At 36.3% G+C, this 17,271-nt stretch carries 16 protein-coding genes and 1 tRNA gene; 16 read left to right on the forward strand and 1 reads right to left on the reverse strand.

From position 1 onward, the window contains the following. The first annotated feature begins 28 nt into the window (after positions 1 to 28). From rsfS to ACAN52_RS05280, 13 genes are all read left to right on the forward strand, one after another. Positions 29 to 379 carry a ribosome silencing factor gene (gene rsfS / locus ACAN52_RS05220; RefSeq protein WP_378953233.1) on the forward strand — a complete coding sequence of 117 codons (351 nt, stop codon included), beginning with the start codon at positions 29 to 31 and terminating at the stop codon, positions 377 to 379. Between the two features lie 3 nt (positions 380 to 382). Continuing rightward, positions 383 to 1,261: a S1 RNA-binding domain-containing protein gene (locus ACAN52_RS05225; protein ID WP_378953235.1), complete on the forward strand. Its 879-nt coding sequence runs from the start codon at positions 383 to 385 to the stop codon at positions 1,259 to 1,261. A 224-nt stretch (positions 1,262 to 1,485) separates the two neighbouring features. After that, positions 1,486 to 2,403: a chemotaxis protein gene (locus tag ACAN52_RS05230; RefSeq protein WP_378953237.1), complete on the forward strand. Its 918-nt coding sequence runs from the start codon at positions 1,486 to 1,488 to the stop codon at positions 2,401 to 2,403. Positions 2,404 to 2,520: 117 nt separating this feature from the next. Continuing rightward, a tRNA-Ala gene (locus ACAN52_RS05235) sits at positions 2,521 to 2,596 on the forward strand. A 648-nt stretch (positions 2,597 to 3,244) separates the two neighbouring features. After that, positions 3,245 to 4,498: an IS110 family transposase gene (locus ACAN52_RS05240; RefSeq protein ID WP_378953239.1), complete on the forward strand. Its 1,254-nt coding sequence runs from the start codon at positions 3,245 to 3,247 to the stop codon at positions 4,496 to 4,498. Positions 4,499 to 4,896: 398 nt separating this feature from the next. Further along, positions 4,897 to 5,469 carry a hypothetical protein gene (locus ACAN52_RS05245; RefSeq protein ID WP_378953241.1) on the forward strand — a complete coding sequence of 191 codons (573 nt, stop codon included), beginning with the start codon at positions 4,897 to 4,899 and terminating at the stop codon, positions 5,467 to 5,469. Between the two features lie 380 nt (positions 5,470 to 5,849). Further along, positions 5,850 to 6,611 (forward strand): tol-pal system YbgF family protein, encoded by a 762-nt coding sequence (locus ACAN52_RS05250; RefSeq protein WP_378953243.1) that lies wholly within the window; start codon positions 5,850 to 5,852, stop codon positions 6,609 to 6,611. 705 nt (positions 6,612 to 7,316) lie between these two features. Beyond that, positions 7,317 to 7,847 carry a hypothetical protein gene (locus ACAN52_RS05255; RefSeq protein ID WP_378953245.1) on the forward strand — a complete coding sequence of 177 codons (531 nt, stop codon included), beginning with the start codon at positions 7,317 to 7,319 and terminating at the stop codon, positions 7,845 to 7,847. 160 nt (positions 7,848 to 8,007) lie between these two features. Beyond that, positions 8,008 to 8,313 carry a hypothetical protein gene (locus ACAN52_RS05260; protein WP_378953247.1) on the forward strand — a complete coding sequence of 102 codons (306 nt, stop codon included), beginning with the start codon at positions 8,008 to 8,010 and terminating at the stop codon, positions 8,311 to 8,313. Between the two features lie 456 nt (positions 8,314 to 8,769). Continuing rightward, on the forward strand, positions 8,770 to 9,111 hold the full coding sequence (locus tag ACAN52_RS05265) for a hypothetical protein (RefSeq protein ID WP_378953249.1): 342 nt from the start codon (positions 8,770 to 8,772) through the stop codon (positions 9,109 to 9,111). 648 nt (positions 9,112 to 9,759) lie between these two features. Further along, positions 9,760 to 10,092, forward strand: coding sequence for a helix-turn-helix domain-containing protein (locus tag ACAN52_RS05270; protein ID WP_378953251.1), 333 nt, complete (start codon positions 9,760 to 9,762; stop codon positions 10,090 to 10,092). A gap of 11 nt (positions 10,093 to 10,103) precedes the next feature. Beyond that, positions 10,104 to 10,979, forward strand: coding sequence for an ImmA/IrrE family metallo-endopeptidase (locus ACAN52_RS05275; RefSeq protein WP_378953253.1), 876 nt, complete (start codon positions 10,104 to 10,106; stop codon positions 10,977 to 10,979). Next, the gene (locus ACAN52_RS05280) at positions 10,969 to 11,835 is read left to right on the forward strand and encodes a hypothetical protein (protein WP_378953255.1); all 867 of its coding nucleotides are present in this window, start codon (positions 10,969 to 10,971) and stop codon (positions 11,833 to 11,835) included. Before ACAN52_RS05275 ends, ACAN52_RS05280 begins: the two co-directional genes overlap by 11 nt. A 438-nt stretch (positions 11,836 to 12,273) precedes the next feature. Here the strand turns inward: ACAN52_RS05280 and ACAN52_RS05285 are convergent, their stop codons facing one another. Then, the gene (locus tag ACAN52_RS05285) at positions 12,274 to 12,600 is read right to left on the reverse strand and encodes an MGMT family protein (RefSeq protein WP_378953256.1); all 327 of its coding nucleotides are present in this window, start codon (positions 12,598 to 12,600) and stop codon (positions 12,274 to 12,276) included. Between the two features lie 775 nt (positions 12,601 to 13,375). On the opposite strand from ACAN52_RS05285, the gene ACAN52_RS05290 reads away from it, so the two are divergent. The 3 genes from ACAN52_RS05290 (at position 13,376) to ACAN52_RS05300 (ending at position 17,267) form a co-directional block, all read left to right on the forward strand. Beyond that, positions 13,376 to 14,725, forward strand: a complete 1,350-nt coding sequence (locus ACAN52_RS05290; protein ID WP_378953258.1) for a sigma-54 interaction domain-containing protein — start codon at positions 13,376 to 13,378, stop codon at positions 14,723 to 14,725. Between the two features lie 561 nt (positions 14,726 to 15,286). Continuing rightward, a complete protein-coding gene (locus tag ACAN52_RS05295; protein WP_378953260.1) occupies positions 15,287 to 16,216 on the forward strand; it encodes a 3-keto-5-aminohexanoate cleavage protein in 930 nt (309 codons plus the stop codon). 22 nt (positions 16,217 to 16,238) lie between these two features. Next, positions 16,239 to 17,267, forward strand: a complete 1,029-nt coding sequence (locus ACAN52_RS05300; protein WP_378953262.1) for a ketopantoate reductase family protein — start codon at positions 16,239 to 16,241, stop codon at positions 17,265 to 17,267. Positions 17,268 to 17,271: the final 4 nt, after the last annotated feature.

Genomic DNA, 17,271 nt, shown 5'->3' on the forward strand with positions numbered 1-17,271 from the left:
AAAAAAGTGGAAAAATAGGAGGATTTTTATGAGTGATATAACTAAAAAAATTGCAGAGAAGATTGTGGTAGCTGCCGAGGATAAAAAAGCAACAGATGTTAGAATTCTTGATGTAGAAGGAATTTCCATGGTAACAGATTCTTTTGTCATTTGCAGTGCAAATTCTGACACGCAAGTCAAGGCAATTGCCGATCATATCGAAAAAGAATTAGATCAAGATGGTATTAAAATGTTACACAAAGAAGGCTATCGCGAAGGACGTTGGGTACTCATGGACTTCGGTACATGTATTACACATATTTTTGTTCAAGAAGAACGGGAATTTTATAATTTAGAACGTCTATGGGGTAATGAACATCCAGTACATGAGGAAGATTAATGAATGGAAACAAATAATAAGTTAATTCCTGGAAGTGTTGTCACACTCAAAGTCGTAAGGTCAAGTGAATTTGGTGTGTTTTTAGATGCTGGTACAGGTAATACTAATGATGATATTTTATTACATAAACAACAACAAACTGGAGATGAGGTAGTCATTGGTGATGAAGTGACAGTTTATCTGTACCTTGATCCTAAAGGACGCCTTACTGCAAGTACTCGTCTGCCAAAAATGAAAATTGGACAAGTGGCAAGAGTAACTGTCATTAATACGACAAAGGATGGTGCATTTGTCGATATTGGTGCTGAACGTGGTGTGTTTATGCCTTTTGCAGGTATGCGCGGTAATTTAAAGCGCGGTGATAAAGTGTGGGTTAAATTATACACGGATAAATCTGGGCGGAATGCTGTGACCATGGAAGTAGAAGACGAACTTAGACGAGCTGCCGTACCAGCAGTTGATGCCAAAGTCGGAGATGTGGTAACTGGCTCGTTGTATAACTTTAACGAAGAAGGAGCTTTTCTCTTTACGACTGAGCGTTATATCGCGTTTATGCATAATAGCGAGTTCATGGTACGTCCTATGGTTGGGCAAGAAATTACTGCACGTATTACTTATGTTCGTGACGATGGGCGAATTAATGTTTCGATGCGACCGCTCAAAGAGACGGCTATTGATAGTGATGCTGAAAAAATCCTCGCACTCTTATATTCTCGCAATGGGAAGATGCCTTATGGTGATAATACGGCACCTGAGCTCATCAAGGAAAGGTTTAATATTAGCAAATCTGCTTTTAAACGAGCCTTAGGTCAATTGATGAGAACTGGATATGTAGAGCAACGCGATGGCTGGACTTATCTTTTGGAAAATAAAGAAGAATAAGGTAATCGTTAGATAGTAAAAGACTTATTGCAGAAATAATAGCAATAAGTCTTTTTGATTGGCTACAGTAATAGAAAAAAATGTTATTCAGTAAAGAAGGAATTCTTCATTTTTTAGAGAATTTAAAAAATTAATAGTTAATTGTCGATATGAGGAAAAAATGCATATAAACAGTTATAAATTGTTGTTATTGGAAGTAAATATAAAAAGCTGGAGGCGTTTCTATGAATGAGACAGCTACAGGGAAAAAAGGAATTTTATTAGAAACAGGTACCAATGAATTTGAGATTGTCGAATTTGCTGTCGGTAATGTAAATTATGGGATTAATGTAGCAAAAGTACGAGAAGTCATTAATCTCGTTCCAATTACAAAAATGCCAAACTCCCATCATTATGTTGATGGTGTATTTACATTGCGTGGACGTTTGATGCCTTTAGTTAACTTACCTAGATGCTTGGGGTCAACTGATAGTGCAACAACTGCAAATAATATTATTGTAAGTGAACTAAATAATTATTTTGTAGGATTTTTGGTGAACGAAGTATCACGTATACATAGAGTATCATGGTCCGCTATGGAGCCACCTCCTAATATTAGTAACTCCGATATGGTGGTCGGCATTATAAAAATGGCTGAAAAATTGGTTATTCTATTGGATTTTGAAAAAATTGTTGCTGAAATTAATCCTGAGATTAATATTAAATTAACAACCATCCCTCAAAGTAGTGATGATCTAAAATCAATACGAAAAACAAAAAAAATTATGATCGCCGAAGATTCTCATATGCTACGGGATTTATTGGTTGACACTCTTCATGAAGCTGGTTATCTCAATGTTATTGCTTATAATGATGGTAAAGCCGCTTGGGATGCTTTAACCATCTTAGCAAAATCACCTTCTCCGATTGAAGAAAAAGTCAGTATGTTGATTACTGATATTGAAATGCCACAAATGGATGGACATCATTTGCTGAAACTTGTTAGAGATAACAATGTGTTACAAAAGTTACCTGTTGTAATTTTTTCTTCATTAATTAACGAAGAAATGCGCCGTAAAGGTGAGACGATTGGTGCTGATGGTCAAGTATCCAAACCTGAAATTGCACAATTAATTGATTTGATTGATGAAAAAAGTTTATAGAAAAATAATGAGATCTGAATTATTTTATTGACATTATGTAATGATGTATGATATTATAATTCATGTTGGTAGTAAAAATTGTGATACACAATCTTACTGCATAACATTTAATAGTGTGGGGGTATAGCTCAGCTGGGAGAGCGCTTGCATGGCATGCAAGAGGTCATCGGTTCGATCCCGATTATCTCCACCAAGTAAATTCAAGGGTTTGCAGAGATGCAAACCCTTTTTTGTGTTAAGTTGTCCCTTATGGTTAAAAATAGTTGAAAAAGATAAATGGTAATAGATAGGAATGGATCGTCTGAATAGTAAAGGAACAGGCTAAATAATATATATAGCAAAAAGCATACTAAAACTTTATACTAAATCTAATTTAAAGCCACATAAATTTTCATATGGCATTTTTTATTTTCCCGAAAAAAAGTAACCGCTCCTCGTCAAGGTAAGCGGGAGAGATGCAGGCCAGCTAATTAAAGTCAAGCTCAAAATACTAAGGAGAGACGCAGGGACGGTGGAACTGTCTTTTAGAATTCTGTTCGGAGGTAGGGTTTAGGCACGACACAACCACCGTTCCTTGTAAGATATAGTACAGAGGGATTATTCATTTTGGGTCAGAAAAACTCCGAACAATCAGTTTTATGTATAATAGGAATGAAGGATATGAATGCCTCCGTCCCAGGGGAGATTTTTTCTATACCCATAACGCAGACAATTCATCCATTTCCAAAGCATTTACGTTTTAGCTGGTTGGGAGTATATTCCCGCTTCACGTGCAAGGCTGTGATCTTTGACGATGGAATGGATAATTCTTCGAATCTATTTCTACAGGAGGTTCGCTATATTGAATAATCGCCCGTCTGTTGGTATTGATGTCGCCAAAAATTTTTGTTTCTACGCAGCCGTCTCACCAACTTGTACCACCTTTTTAAAACCTTTTAAGGCCTTAAATACCAAGCAAGGACTCCTTTTTGCCTTGGAGCAAATAAAAAAAGTGAAAGAAGCGTTTAGTAGTTGTCCGGTCATCGTCCTAGAATCCACGGGTCACTACTCACAGCGCATCGTCCACTTTTTCTTAAAACAGGGATTGGAAGTCTACTACATCAATCCCCTCATTTCTCATTCTATCAAAAATTCAGCCGTAAGAAAAGTAAAGACCGATCAAGTTGATGCACTTGAATTGGCAAAACTACCCTTTCTACAAACTTTTCGACCTACGACTTTGCCAAAAGAGCAGATTGCTAATTTGAAGGTGCTGACGCGAACAAGATGCAATCTCATAGAACAACGAATCACTGCCACAAATCAATTTCAGACTGCAATCGAACAGGTTGCTCCTTTGTTTCCTAATGTATTAAACCCGGGTTCACTAACCGCTTTGACACTAGTAAACAAGTTTCCGTCACCTGCAGAATGGCCGAAGAAATCAAATCGAAAATTGATTATGACGATGCTTGAAACTTTGCCTCGTCGTGGTAAGCTTTATGCTCAGCAGAAATATGAGGCTTTGTTGTCTTGCGCTCAAGATGCTGAGGTCACTGGCATTTGGATTACAGTCCATTTTAGCACAATACAGCGTTACGTAAGTATTGTGCAATTTTTAAATTCAGAAATTAAAGTGCTTGATAGGCAAATTGGAGAATTGTCTTCTCAGTTACTGGAAGTTGCGTTATTAACCAGCATACCTGGTATAGGAGATACACTTGCACCGCTCCTTTTAGGAGAAATAGGCGATATCGAGCGCTTCATCAACGCTAAACAGTTAGTAGCTTTTAGTGGCATTGATCCAGCTGTTCGTCAATCTGGTAATTACGTAGGTACCAAAAACAAGGTAACCAAACGTGGATCGCCATTTATACGGCATGCGCTTTATATTGCGGCGATTACATCTGTTCGAAAAGAATCTAATGGATCGCAGGTGAATTCTGTGATTTATGATTATTACACGCGTAAAATCGAAACTAAAACTAAGAAACAGGCTTTAGGGGCAGTGATGAACAAGTTGATTCGTATCATATTTTCCGTTTTGAAAAACAAGCAACCTTTTACTTTAATTACCCCCGATCAGCAAGTAGAACTCTATCAAAAGGCTGCTTAACTTGTGAATAAGAATTGAACATTATTTCTACTTTTCTCAAGCAATGTTCGCTTAGTAGAAAGGCTTGTTTGCTATACACTTTTTTATGTCATTCTTTTTTAGTGTTTTGAGCTTGACTTTAATTAGCTGGTCTGTGTCCTATAATGTAAATAAAACTCCAATGTGGAAATAAATAACGAAGGGATGCGGTTATATGAGATATGTTCAGTGTACTTTAGGTATAAGTGAAAAAAATATTTATACTGAAGAAAGGCGGTTATTATTTAGAAGAGTACTGGTTTTAGCAAATGTATTAATATTTTTTTTTGATTTTTAATTTTATTACATTGCTGCCAGCTTATGCGGCTGAAGTTGTATTTTAAAAAGAACAATCTTATGAATTGTATGATTTCATCCGTATGTTTATGGTTGATGAAAAAGTTGATTATGTTTACTTCTTGCAAACTATTAGTGAGAAAAATGTAAATATATATTGGGATAATACATTACAGAATCCGAATAGTAAAATCTATTCATATCATAGGGGTGGCGTAGTTGGAATCTTATTAAACAATCAAGGATGGGTTCAACATAAACAAGAATGGGTTGACGGGTTATTAAAAAATACACAAACAGAGATGGGGTTAGGATCAACAGTTCATATTTGTGGTCATATATATTGGAGACCAATAATGCTAAAAATAATGATTCCAGCACCTGCCGCAATTGCAAAGTTAACAAACGCAACATATCCAGCAACACAAACACTTTTGCAGGAGTATTTTATTGGGAAAGGGTTTAGCGTTGAACATCTTTATAAAAAAGGTGATTTTTCTAGTGGCATAAATCTTTATAAATTATCACTTCAAAAAAAACTGCCTATATGGGTTCTTATTAAAACTAACCAGGGAAACCATGTAGGCAGTTCTTCAATCTCTATATTTTATAATTATGAAGATTCTATAAAGGACTTAGAAGCAGATTCTTTTTGAGAGTATCAATGTTAGTATAAGCATAAGAAAGACAACATTCTATGTAGACTTATAAAGAGCTATTTCAAAAATTGCTTGTCATAAAAAAATTATCATAGATCAGGAAGGGCAGGTTAAGACAATTCAATCTGTCCTTTCTAAGGTTCAGTTTATGAATAAATTTATGGATAGCATAGCTTGATATTTTAATGAAAGGTTGGATATTTTTTACTTCATGAAAATTTTGCACCAGAATCGGAAAGGAAGCTACCGATAAATAATTGGCAGGTTCTTTTTCTATTTCGCACCCAGTCTCCCACGCTAGGTATTTTTTTGCAGGAATATGATGAGGTTTACAGTATTCTACAATATAACATATTATTTGTAGGAGAGTGGTTGATTTGGCAATGGTTTGTAATAAGTGTGGAAAACAAATTCAGCAAGAGTATGTTGCTTGTCCTTTCTGTGGCGATAAAAAGAGTAATATATCATCGAATAACAAGATGTTAAAAATAGTGGTATTGGTGATGGCGTTGGTTGCTGTTGGGTATTTTGCATGGGATAGACTTTCAACACAAAACAAAGCAAATTCGGTTGAAGCCAAAGTTTATTGCGAAAGAATTGAATCGTTGTATAACAACAAGGATTTTAAATTAGCTTCCGAGGTCTATCAAGAAATGTTTAAAAAATATCCTAATAATAATGAAACTAAAAAAGCACAGCAACTACTTGGTAACATCGATGAACTTATAACTAAAGAAGCCACTATCAAACAAGAAATAGCAAATAAAGCAAACAAAATCAAAAACGAAGGCAAGATTACATACAATATAACTCCAAAAGACAACTCAGCATACGCTCCCGCTCCGTCTCCATCTAACAGTAGGCCAGCCGCAAGACAACATTCCGCCGGCCCCGTTGTGGCACATGATGCTTTCGTTGCAACATCTCGCGATTCTTTTGACTTATTAACCAAGTTTTCAGCTGAAAGAAACCAAGCTGCAATTGTACGAATGATTGCAAGAGGTGAAGTGTTTATAGTCAATGGAGGGACTGGAGTAAGCATTATAGATAGGGGATTTATCGTACACAGGATAGAAATCGAAGACGGTGATAAGGTTGGTCTTCGTGGATATGTTCCTGTTGAGTTTGTTATAGATTAACTTTCATATAATCAACACGTATTAGAAGTACAATATAAGGATATGCATTCAATGGGACCTCAAGTATCCACTCAGTTATAGAAACGATTATATTATGATTATTGCGTAAAGGCTTGGTGGCATAATATAAAACGACACCCCTAATTTGGGGTGCCAACCCCAAAAATCATCCGTGTAATGGTATCAATTTACTATCACAACACAGTATGTCTGTGGGAACATATTAAGAAAAAAATCGCCGTTATATCCGATACGCAGATCCTCAGTTAATCCTAAATGATGTGATTCCAATAGAATAGGGTGGATTTGCAAGGTCACGGCTCGGTGAATCATCCATCTTAGTAATTTGGTCTGACATTTACGACCATAGCCTACGTTTATATTTCCAAAAAAACTCAAAAGTAACACAAGTATGGTTATTTACCGTTATTATGGGCACTTTGATTTATTGTGCTATACGGTTTAAATATGAGATTAACCATTATCAGTAAATTATTAAAGTAATATATCATCGTCTACTTTGAGTAGGTGGTTTTTTATTGACCAATTAAGAAAAAAATGCGAAATTATGTATAGATCTGGCAGGGGTTTTACTTTGCTAAGGAGAAATTTAGTAAGGTAGAAAGAAAATTATGTTAGATTGATTCGAAAATGACATCACTTTTGATTCCATATTGATAAATCCATGATATAGGGGGAAGTTTAATGAGAAAAATCTACATAATTATTACATGCTTAATTATGGTTTTATCTGTTTCTAGCTCGCAGGCTTTTGCGAAAATAAAAAATGTCAAAGATAGTTTTACTGGAGAAAATATATATCAGTCTACCTTTGTAAATGAACATGGTTTATTGGGTACTTATCAAGAAGAAATAACACTGTACAAAGTATTAAACAAGAACGGTACTTCTGACTCTTATTATCTATCTGCTGGAATCAAATTTCTAACTGGTCCCGGGTCAGCGATTATTTCCGATACTTTAGATTTGAAAATAGGGGATCAAATATACAAATTAAACCAATCAGGGCAAAAATCACAGGGATATAATATAACTCTTGTTACGTATAATTTAAATCAAGAACATATGGCAACTTTATTGTCTACAACAGAAAAAGATAAGGTTCCTCCTTTATCAGTAAGATTTAGTGTTAATTATGGACTTGTAACATTAAATGTTAAAGAGAAAATAATTAAGGAATGGATAGACATTGCTAGAATAAAAGACATAAAATAGGTTACCAATAACTAAATGTTACAGATTCAACGATTGTTCTTGTCGGATATAAAAAATATGTTCATAGAAAACTAACGATATTGAAGTGAACCACATAAGTAAAGATAAGCCATCTTGCATGATTTATTGTAATGCCGATTAAATTTGAAGAGGTGTGAAGGTGACAGAATTAGAGAAGAAGTTCTATTTTGATATGCTTAGAATTTGCGATGTGGCTAAAAAAGAATTCGATTATGATCCAAAGATATTTCGTGGAATGGTTGCTAATAGTGGAGGAGTAGAAACAGCTAAAAAACTTCTACGACATAAAGACATACAGTATGGATTTGACGTACTCTGGAGAAAAAAACGACTCGACCTTACCATGGAAGCACATGTGATAAAAACAGAATATGTTACGCTTTTTACTGAAGATGAGATAAATGAGACAAGAAATCGGCTTATTGCTCATGAATATACTTTTTAAATGTGAAGTCATGTTGAGGTTATCTTTTTTGTAATATTTTTGTAAGCTACAGCATTGCTACATTAATTTGTTGTGCAAAAAATCAAAGGCCATAATTTAAAACATTAGGAGTAGCTGGTAGCTATTATTATGCATATGTGGTAATTTATATCGCCGTCTACATTGAGTAGGCGGTTTTTTATTTATCCAGTAAAGGAGGATTTCGTCAAGAATTGGTTTAATATGGAAATTATATCAAGTGGAGAATATACTTGTGGAGAGACAACTATAAAGTGGCTCCGCCACACCGTAATATTCATAAGTTTGAGTGCTGACATTAAAACAAACCATAAAGATCGAGGCATATTAACGGAAATGGAATGGTGTAGCAAATGTAATACTTATAAAATTGAGGATGAATGTTGTTGCAATAGTACATAAATTTGCTAATGAAAACATCTAGCATTGTGAGGGAATATGAAAGAATTAGAAGAAAAAATTTACAAGATAGTTTATCAAAATTCTATTTTGTTTTTAAGAGAATCAATTTCCCATATTACTAAAACAGAAAATAATGAGCTAGATAAACCTATAGATCGAGAAACAGCAGTACTTGCTTGTGTATTTATACAGTTATCGTTAGAACTTGCAATAAAAGCGATAATAATTAAGTTGGCAGGTTTGAAGTGTATACTGGATTCTAAACATCAAAATCTCGATAAAGATAGTCTTGCTGCCAAATTGGGAAATAACCAGTTATCAATACTAAAATACGAATCCTTGAAAAATTTTATGAAATCAAAACCTGATTGCTATTAGTTGGAGAGGAATACTGACTTGAAGAGGAGCAGGGACGGTAGAACTGTCTTTTAGAATTCTGTTCGAACATAGGGTTTGGGCAAGACGCAACCGCCGTCCCTGCGTCCGCCGTAGTCAGGCGAGATTGATGGAAATGAATTTGATAGATCGGTAGATTAAATGTTTTTACTTAGAGAAGGATCGAATAAGCTGGCTAATGAGATGCCAATAGACTGAAAAAATATAAAATAAATCTCGATCAATTCCGACGCTCCTTTAAGTCAATACTTTTAGGAGGAAGTCATCAATCCATATTGAACGGCCACCATTCTGCCCTTGGCTAGGTACGAAAACCATGTACCTAGTCAAGGGCAGAAGCATGGCCTATTTTTTTGCTAATGATAGTCTGAAGGAGGAGCAGGCAAGGACATTTCTTCCTCTCCGGCCATCCGGCAAAAAAACGCCTCCCCGCCTCTGCTCCACTCACATCCCGATCTACACGGTCGCCTATTGGCGATTAAAACTTCCTCGGATGGGTAGTAGTGATCGCTATTAGTGTACTTTTCATTATTCATTATTTGTGATATGGAAATAAATAATTAAAATACATGTATTTTATTGCTAAAACAGAAATAATAGCATATACTAATAAGAAAAGGAGGCATTAGCATGGAGACAATTGGTGTAAGAATAAAGAAATTACGAGAAGAAAGTCAGTTGGCAGCTAAAGACCTATGCCAGAGATTAGATATAAATTGTTCTACGTATAGTAAATTGGAAAATGATAAGAAATCAATTGATGTGGAAGAGTTAAGGAAACTTACTGATTTTTATCATGTGTCGGCGGATCATATTTTAGGAATTGTAAAGCCACAAGGGGATGTGGTTGCCTATATGAAAACTGATAAAAATTTAGATGGCGTAGACGTTGAAGAAATACAAAAAATATTAGCCATGATGGATCAAGCCGTAGTACTCAAAAATATGAAGATGGACATTTAGGGGGCTACTATATGCTATCGGTAAATGAGTTAGAGAAACTAGAAAAGAAGGCGCTTCATCAAAGAAAAATGAATGATCTTGGTGATACAACACCCATCGGCGAAAAAATCTTTAGTATTATTGAGAGTGTATATTCAGCCTATGTATTACTATATCCATTGCAAACAAAAAGAGTCGCAGGATTTACACGCAAGCAAGGTGATTTGCTTCAGGTTTTTGTGAATACTAGCTTTAATAATAGTTTTCAGAATTTCGCTGCCGCCCATGAACTATATCACCTCATTGATTTTAAAGAAAAAGACGAAGATAAGTTTATTGTATGTGATAATAAAGATATTGATGAAAATATGGATGAAACTTCTACGATGGTAGACGAACTGAAAGCCAACTATTTTGCCGCTGCTTTTTTGATGCCACGCAGTGTTATTGTAGAGAGATTTTCAAAAATGATAACCAGTCATTTTGCCGTCGAGGACGTTATTTTAGAAATTCTTAAAATACAATATGAATATGAGATACCCTTTAAAACCATACTCAAACGTTTGCTAGAAACTAAAATGGTTAGTCAGGCGCAATACGAAAAATTAGTCTCTTACGATACAAGAGTAGTAGAATTTTGCCGGATGCTCGATGAGACGATGTGTGCAAAAGTCAAAAATTTAGAGTGCCAAAGCCGGCGGAAATATCATACTTTGAATGTCCCTAAATTAGCTATTGATGCTTATCGGAGCAGTATCATAAGTGTAGCCAAGCTAGAGAGTATTATAGGCGATTATGATAAAACCTTAGAGGATTTTCAAGTCGTAAGACCTATCATCAAACCCATTGTATTTGACTTATCTGACTTTGGAGCAGGAGAGGTTGAGGAAGGTGCAAATGAGGATTAATGGTCCTGTTCTTTTTGATGCCAATATTCTAATTAATTTTAAAAATAACTTAAGGGTTTTATTTAGTTTTTTTGATAAAATTCTCATTCATAGAAAAGTATATGAAGAAGTAATTGATCAAGCACTAATTACAGAATTAGACTCTTTGGTAAGTGACTATCATATACAGTATGTTGAGGACAACATTCCCACTGACCCCATTAGTATGATCTTATTCGAGCAATGTGATGCAGAACTCAGAAAATCATTTAATATCAGTGATTTACAGGATCTGGGAGAATATAAAACCTTGTTGTATGCGAAGTTTAATAACATTGCAATTTTATCCTCTCAGGATACAACGGTTTGGAGATTTGTAACTCAATCAACACATTTTAAAGGTTTGGATTGTTTTACTATCCAAGATATTGCTTATTTACTGCATTTGAATGCTAAGAATAAAAAGGATAGGCAACTAGCAAAATCCATATATCAACATTTCTCACCGCAGGCACATCCTTTTAATAATTATAAAAAGTATATGGAAAATAGTAATGCTCCTTTACCAAGTTTTATTAAATATGAAAATATGCGGATCGAAAATTATGCTGAACTAATAAAGAGTTATGTTGTGTGTTATGGAGAGGTTGATCATGGTGATGCTGATGAGTGTGAAGGGGAAATATGCAAGGTGGCAAAAGATAATATCGGAACTTGCATCAACTGCTTATTTTCAAGAAGTGACAGAAATAAAATTGATTATCGGATACGAATTTGCTGCTTAGGATATACACCTGATGATGCTGAATGTATGAAAGAACGGGAAGAATTTCTTATTAGGGTTAGAAATAGGGATAATAAGGATGATATATCTTAAGGTGTAATAGCTGAGTAAAATATATGCCTATCATTTTAAATGCAATTTTATTAGGATCTATTATAAAGAAAGTATCTTTGCAGAGGGCTTCTTGGCGAGGTAGTCAAAAGATCAAATGATAAAAAAATAGCTGGGATAATTTTGCAAATTATTGATTTATAAAGGTTTATAGGTTGTTTGGAATTAGTTAATTATTGTAAAAAAGATGTCAACATCAGAATGGCATGCAAGAGGTCAACGGTTTGATTCCGATTATCTCCACACGTAAACAAAGTAGGTAATACAAGGCTCCGTAAGCCCTGTACTACCTACTTTGTTTATCTATAAATTGCTGTTTTGGGGTCAAGTATGCTTATATGGTGAGACGCAGTGACGGTGGAATTATCTTTTAGAATTCTTTAGTAAGACAATTCCACCCTCCCCCAAGTACCTGCCACATCAGGTGCTCGGAGTGCCATCCCAGCGACATTTCTTCATATTGACATAGCCATCTTTGGTAAATGTAACTCCCTCCGCTTCCAGTAACTGCCTTTGTACGTCTTTGCCCCCAAAGGCAAACCCATCAGTGAGATTGCCATTTTGGAAAACTACCCTATGGCAAGGTACTGACCCGTAATAAGGATTGCCATGCATCGCATAACCTACTGCGCGGGATGCTCGATAATTTCCCGCCATGGAGGCAACTTGCCCATAAGAAACAACTTTCCCTTCTGGGATATGGCTGACGATTTCGTAAACCTTGCTATTAAAGCCTATAAAAATCACCTTTTCTTATTCTATATTGCTATTATACATCTAAGAAATAAGCTATCAAATGAACAGAAATATGTCAAGAGACAGGCGTATTTTTCCTAAAAACGCAGGGCTTATCCCCCTGTTTTTGTAATTCTGTAGGACTGATTCGGCGGAACCGCCCCTGAGAGTCGAGTGCCAAAGCCGGCGGAAAGATCATACCTTAAATGTCCCTAAGTTGGCTCTTGATGCCTACCGAAGCAGTATTATAAGTGTAACCAAGAGAGGATTATAGGCGATTTTCAAGTCGTAAGGACTATCATAAAGCCCATTACATTTGATTGATATGCCTTTAGAGGCTTATGAACAATAAATAATTACTTTTGATAAATTGGCCTATCTTTTGAGCTTAGCGCAGCAAAAACCAGAACAATACAATATCAATGATAGAGTATTGAGCCTTCCTTCAGAAGAAGTGCTAAAGATGATGGAGGACGAAAATTGACATGAATTGTTACAGTTGTAGGTCAGCTAGGATTCCCTATTGCTCTGGTGATGTGGATATCTAAAGAGATAGAGTAATCAATCAATCTAATGCGATAGGAGTAAAGATATGCTATTATTACATGTATGAGAATGGTTTTAGAGAACTCGTTTATGCATCGTTATCATTGTGATAATCGGTATTTTTGTACATGTGATCCGTCTGCCCCAGATAAGGGGATGAGGGTGTGGCTTCTAAAAAAAGTTATGCTCGTTATAGAGAATAAATAAAATATGTTCCTTTTATCTGTAAGGAGGGATTGTAGTGACGGTAAGACGTAGTGAAATCATGAAGCAGGTGTGCAGCCATTTATATGGATTAGTAGTAGTAGATAATCAGGCGCGAATCATTTTTGTTGAAGAAAATTATGCGAAAATGAAAGGTTGGAAAATGGAGGAGATTATAGGGCGATACATCAAAGATGTAGTCCCAACAAGCCGACTTCCTGCAGTTCTCGAAACCGGAAAACCCATTCTAGGCGATATATTTTACAGTGAGGGTAAACCTTTGATTTGTAATCGGGTTCCTTTGATTAAGGATGGTGCCATTATCGGTGCCATGTCTTTCTCGGTTTTTGAAGGGGTTGACAAACTTCTATATTCTCTCGAAGAATTGCGAAGCCAACTGAGCTATTACAAAGAAAAATTAAAAAAGCATTCTGGAATAAAGTATTCTTTAGAAAATATTATCGGCTCTAGCGATGCTGTTGTTGCAATGCGGTCAACAATATTAAGAGCTGCATGTGTGAATTCTACTGTCTTGATTCAAGGCGAAACGGGTACTGGCAAGGAACTAGTCGCTCACGCTTTGCATCAGGAAAGTCGGCGATCACATTATCCCTTTATTAAGCTCAATTGTGCAGCTATTCCTCATGAACTTATCGAATCCGAATTGTTTGGTTACGATGAAGGGGCTTTTACTGGAGCTCGTCGGGTGGGTAAAAAAGGTAAATTTGAGCTAGCGGAGAAAGGTACATTATTCTTGGATGAAGTCAGTCAATTATCACTGGCTGCTCAGGCTAAATTACTTCGAGCATTACAAGAAAAAGAAATCGAGCGAGTTGGCGGAACGGGCCCGATAGCTGTTAACATCAGAATTATAGCGGCTACAAATGATGATTTGGAGGACCAGATTAAGCAAGGGACTTTCCGATCAGATTTATATTATCGGCTGAATGTCATTCCTATTAAGCTTGTGCCACTTAGAGAGAGGAAAACAGACATACTCTTGCTAGTCGAAAAGTTCATCGATAAGTATGGAGACCAGGCAGGGTTAGGAAAAGTAACGATTGCTCCTGAGGCAATGGAAATTTTTATGGAGTATGAATGGCCAGGAAATATCCGGGAACTAGAACATGCTGTTGAGAGGGCGATTAATCTCTGCAATTCTAATGTACTTGAGCCAAGTCATTTTGGATGGTTACTACCAAAGATCCAGAAACAAGGAAAATTGACTGCAGGCCGAGGAATTCAGGAGGCGAAAGCATCGATAGAAAGAGAGATTATTTTGGACGCATTGTTATCGACTCAGGGAAATAAAAAGAAGGCTGCGGAACTATTGGGGATTGCGCGTCCATTGCTTTACCAAAAAATCCGTCGTCTTGGCATTAATTAAGAGAATTCTATATCATGTTATAAAGCACAGAAAAACGAGGTAAGTATGACTTTACCCCGTTTTTCTGTGCTTTATATTTTTTTGTGCCAGGAATTATTCAATAGTATATACATTACGTTGGAACATTTACAAATGTATTTCAAATGGCAACATTGATTAGATGATATGCAATCGTTAGAGGTTTTATTATATTTCGCAAAAAATAAATTGCGACAGGACGTATGAGTCATAAAAATGTAAGTACAGAATGACAGTGTAAGTTATTAATGACAAAAACATCAATCCTCTATATGACAGGATACTTATAACAATATTCAATGATTTCAGAAAAATAGTGTAATTATATACTTACATTTTGAGTATTGCAAATTAAAACTAAAATTCAGAAAAAAGCCCGATATCTGTGGTGAAAAGTATAATGCGTACGCTTTTTTCAACGTTGGCATGTTAATTGCATATATAGTGAGATAGTTCTGATGAAAGTTCACATCGTGAACGCGAAAGTGTTGCAACCATATATCGAAATCAGAAACAAAGTTCTATTATCGAGGAGGAGTTTTCATGGCCAAGCAAAGCAAAATTATTATCACAGCAGCAATTACAGGTGCAACCCATACCCCGAGTTTAAGTCCTTATTTTCCTTCGACACCGGAACAAATCATTAAGGATGCGGTAGAGGCTCATAAGGCGGGAGCTGCAGTAGTCCACATTCATGCTAGAGATCCAAAAGATTGTAGCCCGACCCCCGACATAAACATTATGAGAAAAATCGTTACGTCTATAAAAGAGCAGTGTAATGCAGTCGTTTGTATTACTACTGGTGGAGCAGTTTGGATGTCTTCAGAACAGCGCCTTGCTCCTGCAGTAGAGTTAAAACCGGAGCTCGCTTCTTGTAATGCAGGATCCGTGAACTTTGTATTTGCTGATCTTGCTGCAAAGATAAAAAATCCAAAATTTGACTGGGAAATTCCTTATCTTCAGCATACGAATGAACTGGTTTTTACAAATACTTTTACAGGACTTGAGTATTACCTCAAAACTATGAATGAACATGGAATGCGCCCAGAATTTGAGGTATATGACGTAGGCATGGTTAATAATATTGCCTATTTTAAAGAAAAAGGATTGGTTAAGGGGCCAGTATATCTGCAATTTGTGATGGGGATATTAGGCGGTATTCCAGCAACTGTCGATAATCTTGCATATTTGGTCAAAACAGCTCGTGAACAAATTGGCGACTTTGTTTGGTCTTGTGCGGCAGCGGGAAAAGCACAATTTCCTATGGTCACTACAGCCTTGGCTATGGGTGGTAACGCACGGGTTGGATTGGAAGATAACCTGTATTTAAAACCAGGCGTGTTGGCGAAATCGAGTGCTGAACAAGTAATTCAAATTAAAGAAATCGCCGAGCGACTTGGACTAGAAATTGCTAACGCTGATGAGGCTCGAGAAATTTTGGATCTTAAGGGTATAGAACAAGTTAATTATTAATTTGGAGTGGAGGAGTGTTATTATGAGAACGGCTATTTTAGGAGCAGGAGCACTAGGGATTATCATCGGTGCTTTGATGACCAAGAACGGTAAGGAAGTTGATTTAATTGATTCTTTTAAAGAAAATGTTGATGCACTAAATGCCAATGGTGCAACGGTTACCGGTAATCTCAAACTGCATCAGTCGGTAAAGGCACTTACACCTGAAGAAATGACAGGAACTTATGATCTTATCCTTTTGTTAACTAAACAAACAGCCAACGAAACAGCATTACCTAAATTGCTGCCTTATTTACACAAAGATAGTGTCGTATGCACATTGCAAAATGGAGTTCCTGAAGATTCTGTAGCTTCGTATGTTGGAAAAGAAAGAACCATTGGTGGCGCAGTGGGATTCGGTGCTACTTGGCTTAAGCCTGGTGTGTCTGAGCTCACTTCAACCATGGAAGCTGTAGAAAAATTTGCTTTTGAAATCGGCGAAATTGATGGAGTACTGCGACCGCGGTTAGAAAAAGTAAAAGAAACTCTTAGTGCAGCTGGCGGGACAACAATTTTGACTAACCTAATGGGCATTCGCTATACCAAGTTGTTGATGAATTCTACCTTTAGTGGAATGTCCGCTGCTCTGAACGGTACTTTTAGTGATGTTCTGGTCAATCCTAAGGCTATGGTCTGCGTTGCTCATATTGCGGACGAGGTTATCAAGGTTTGTCATAGTTTGGGGTATCGTATGGTGGAGATGCAGGGAGCTGATCTAGAACAACTAGAGCTGAATAGCAAAGCAGATATTCCTGGGAAAATGGAAATCTATAAAAAAGTATGGGGACGCCACAATAACAAGGCCAGTATGCTGCAAGACTTGGAAAAAGGGAAGAAGACTGAGATTGACTATATTAATGGTGTTGTATGTCAAGCGGGTCGAAAATGCGGAATACTAACTCCCTTTAATGATATGGTAGTTAGTTTAGTTAAAGAAGCAGAGGCCAGAGATGGAGTAAATAATTTTAGTTATCTTGATCGATTCAATGATATTATCGAAAACGCAAAATAAGCTT

It is taken from the genome of Pelosinus sp. sgz500959 (assembly GCF_042610375.1).
Lineage (GTDB): Bacteria > Bacillota > Negativicutes > DSM-13327 > DSM-13327 > CTSoil-075.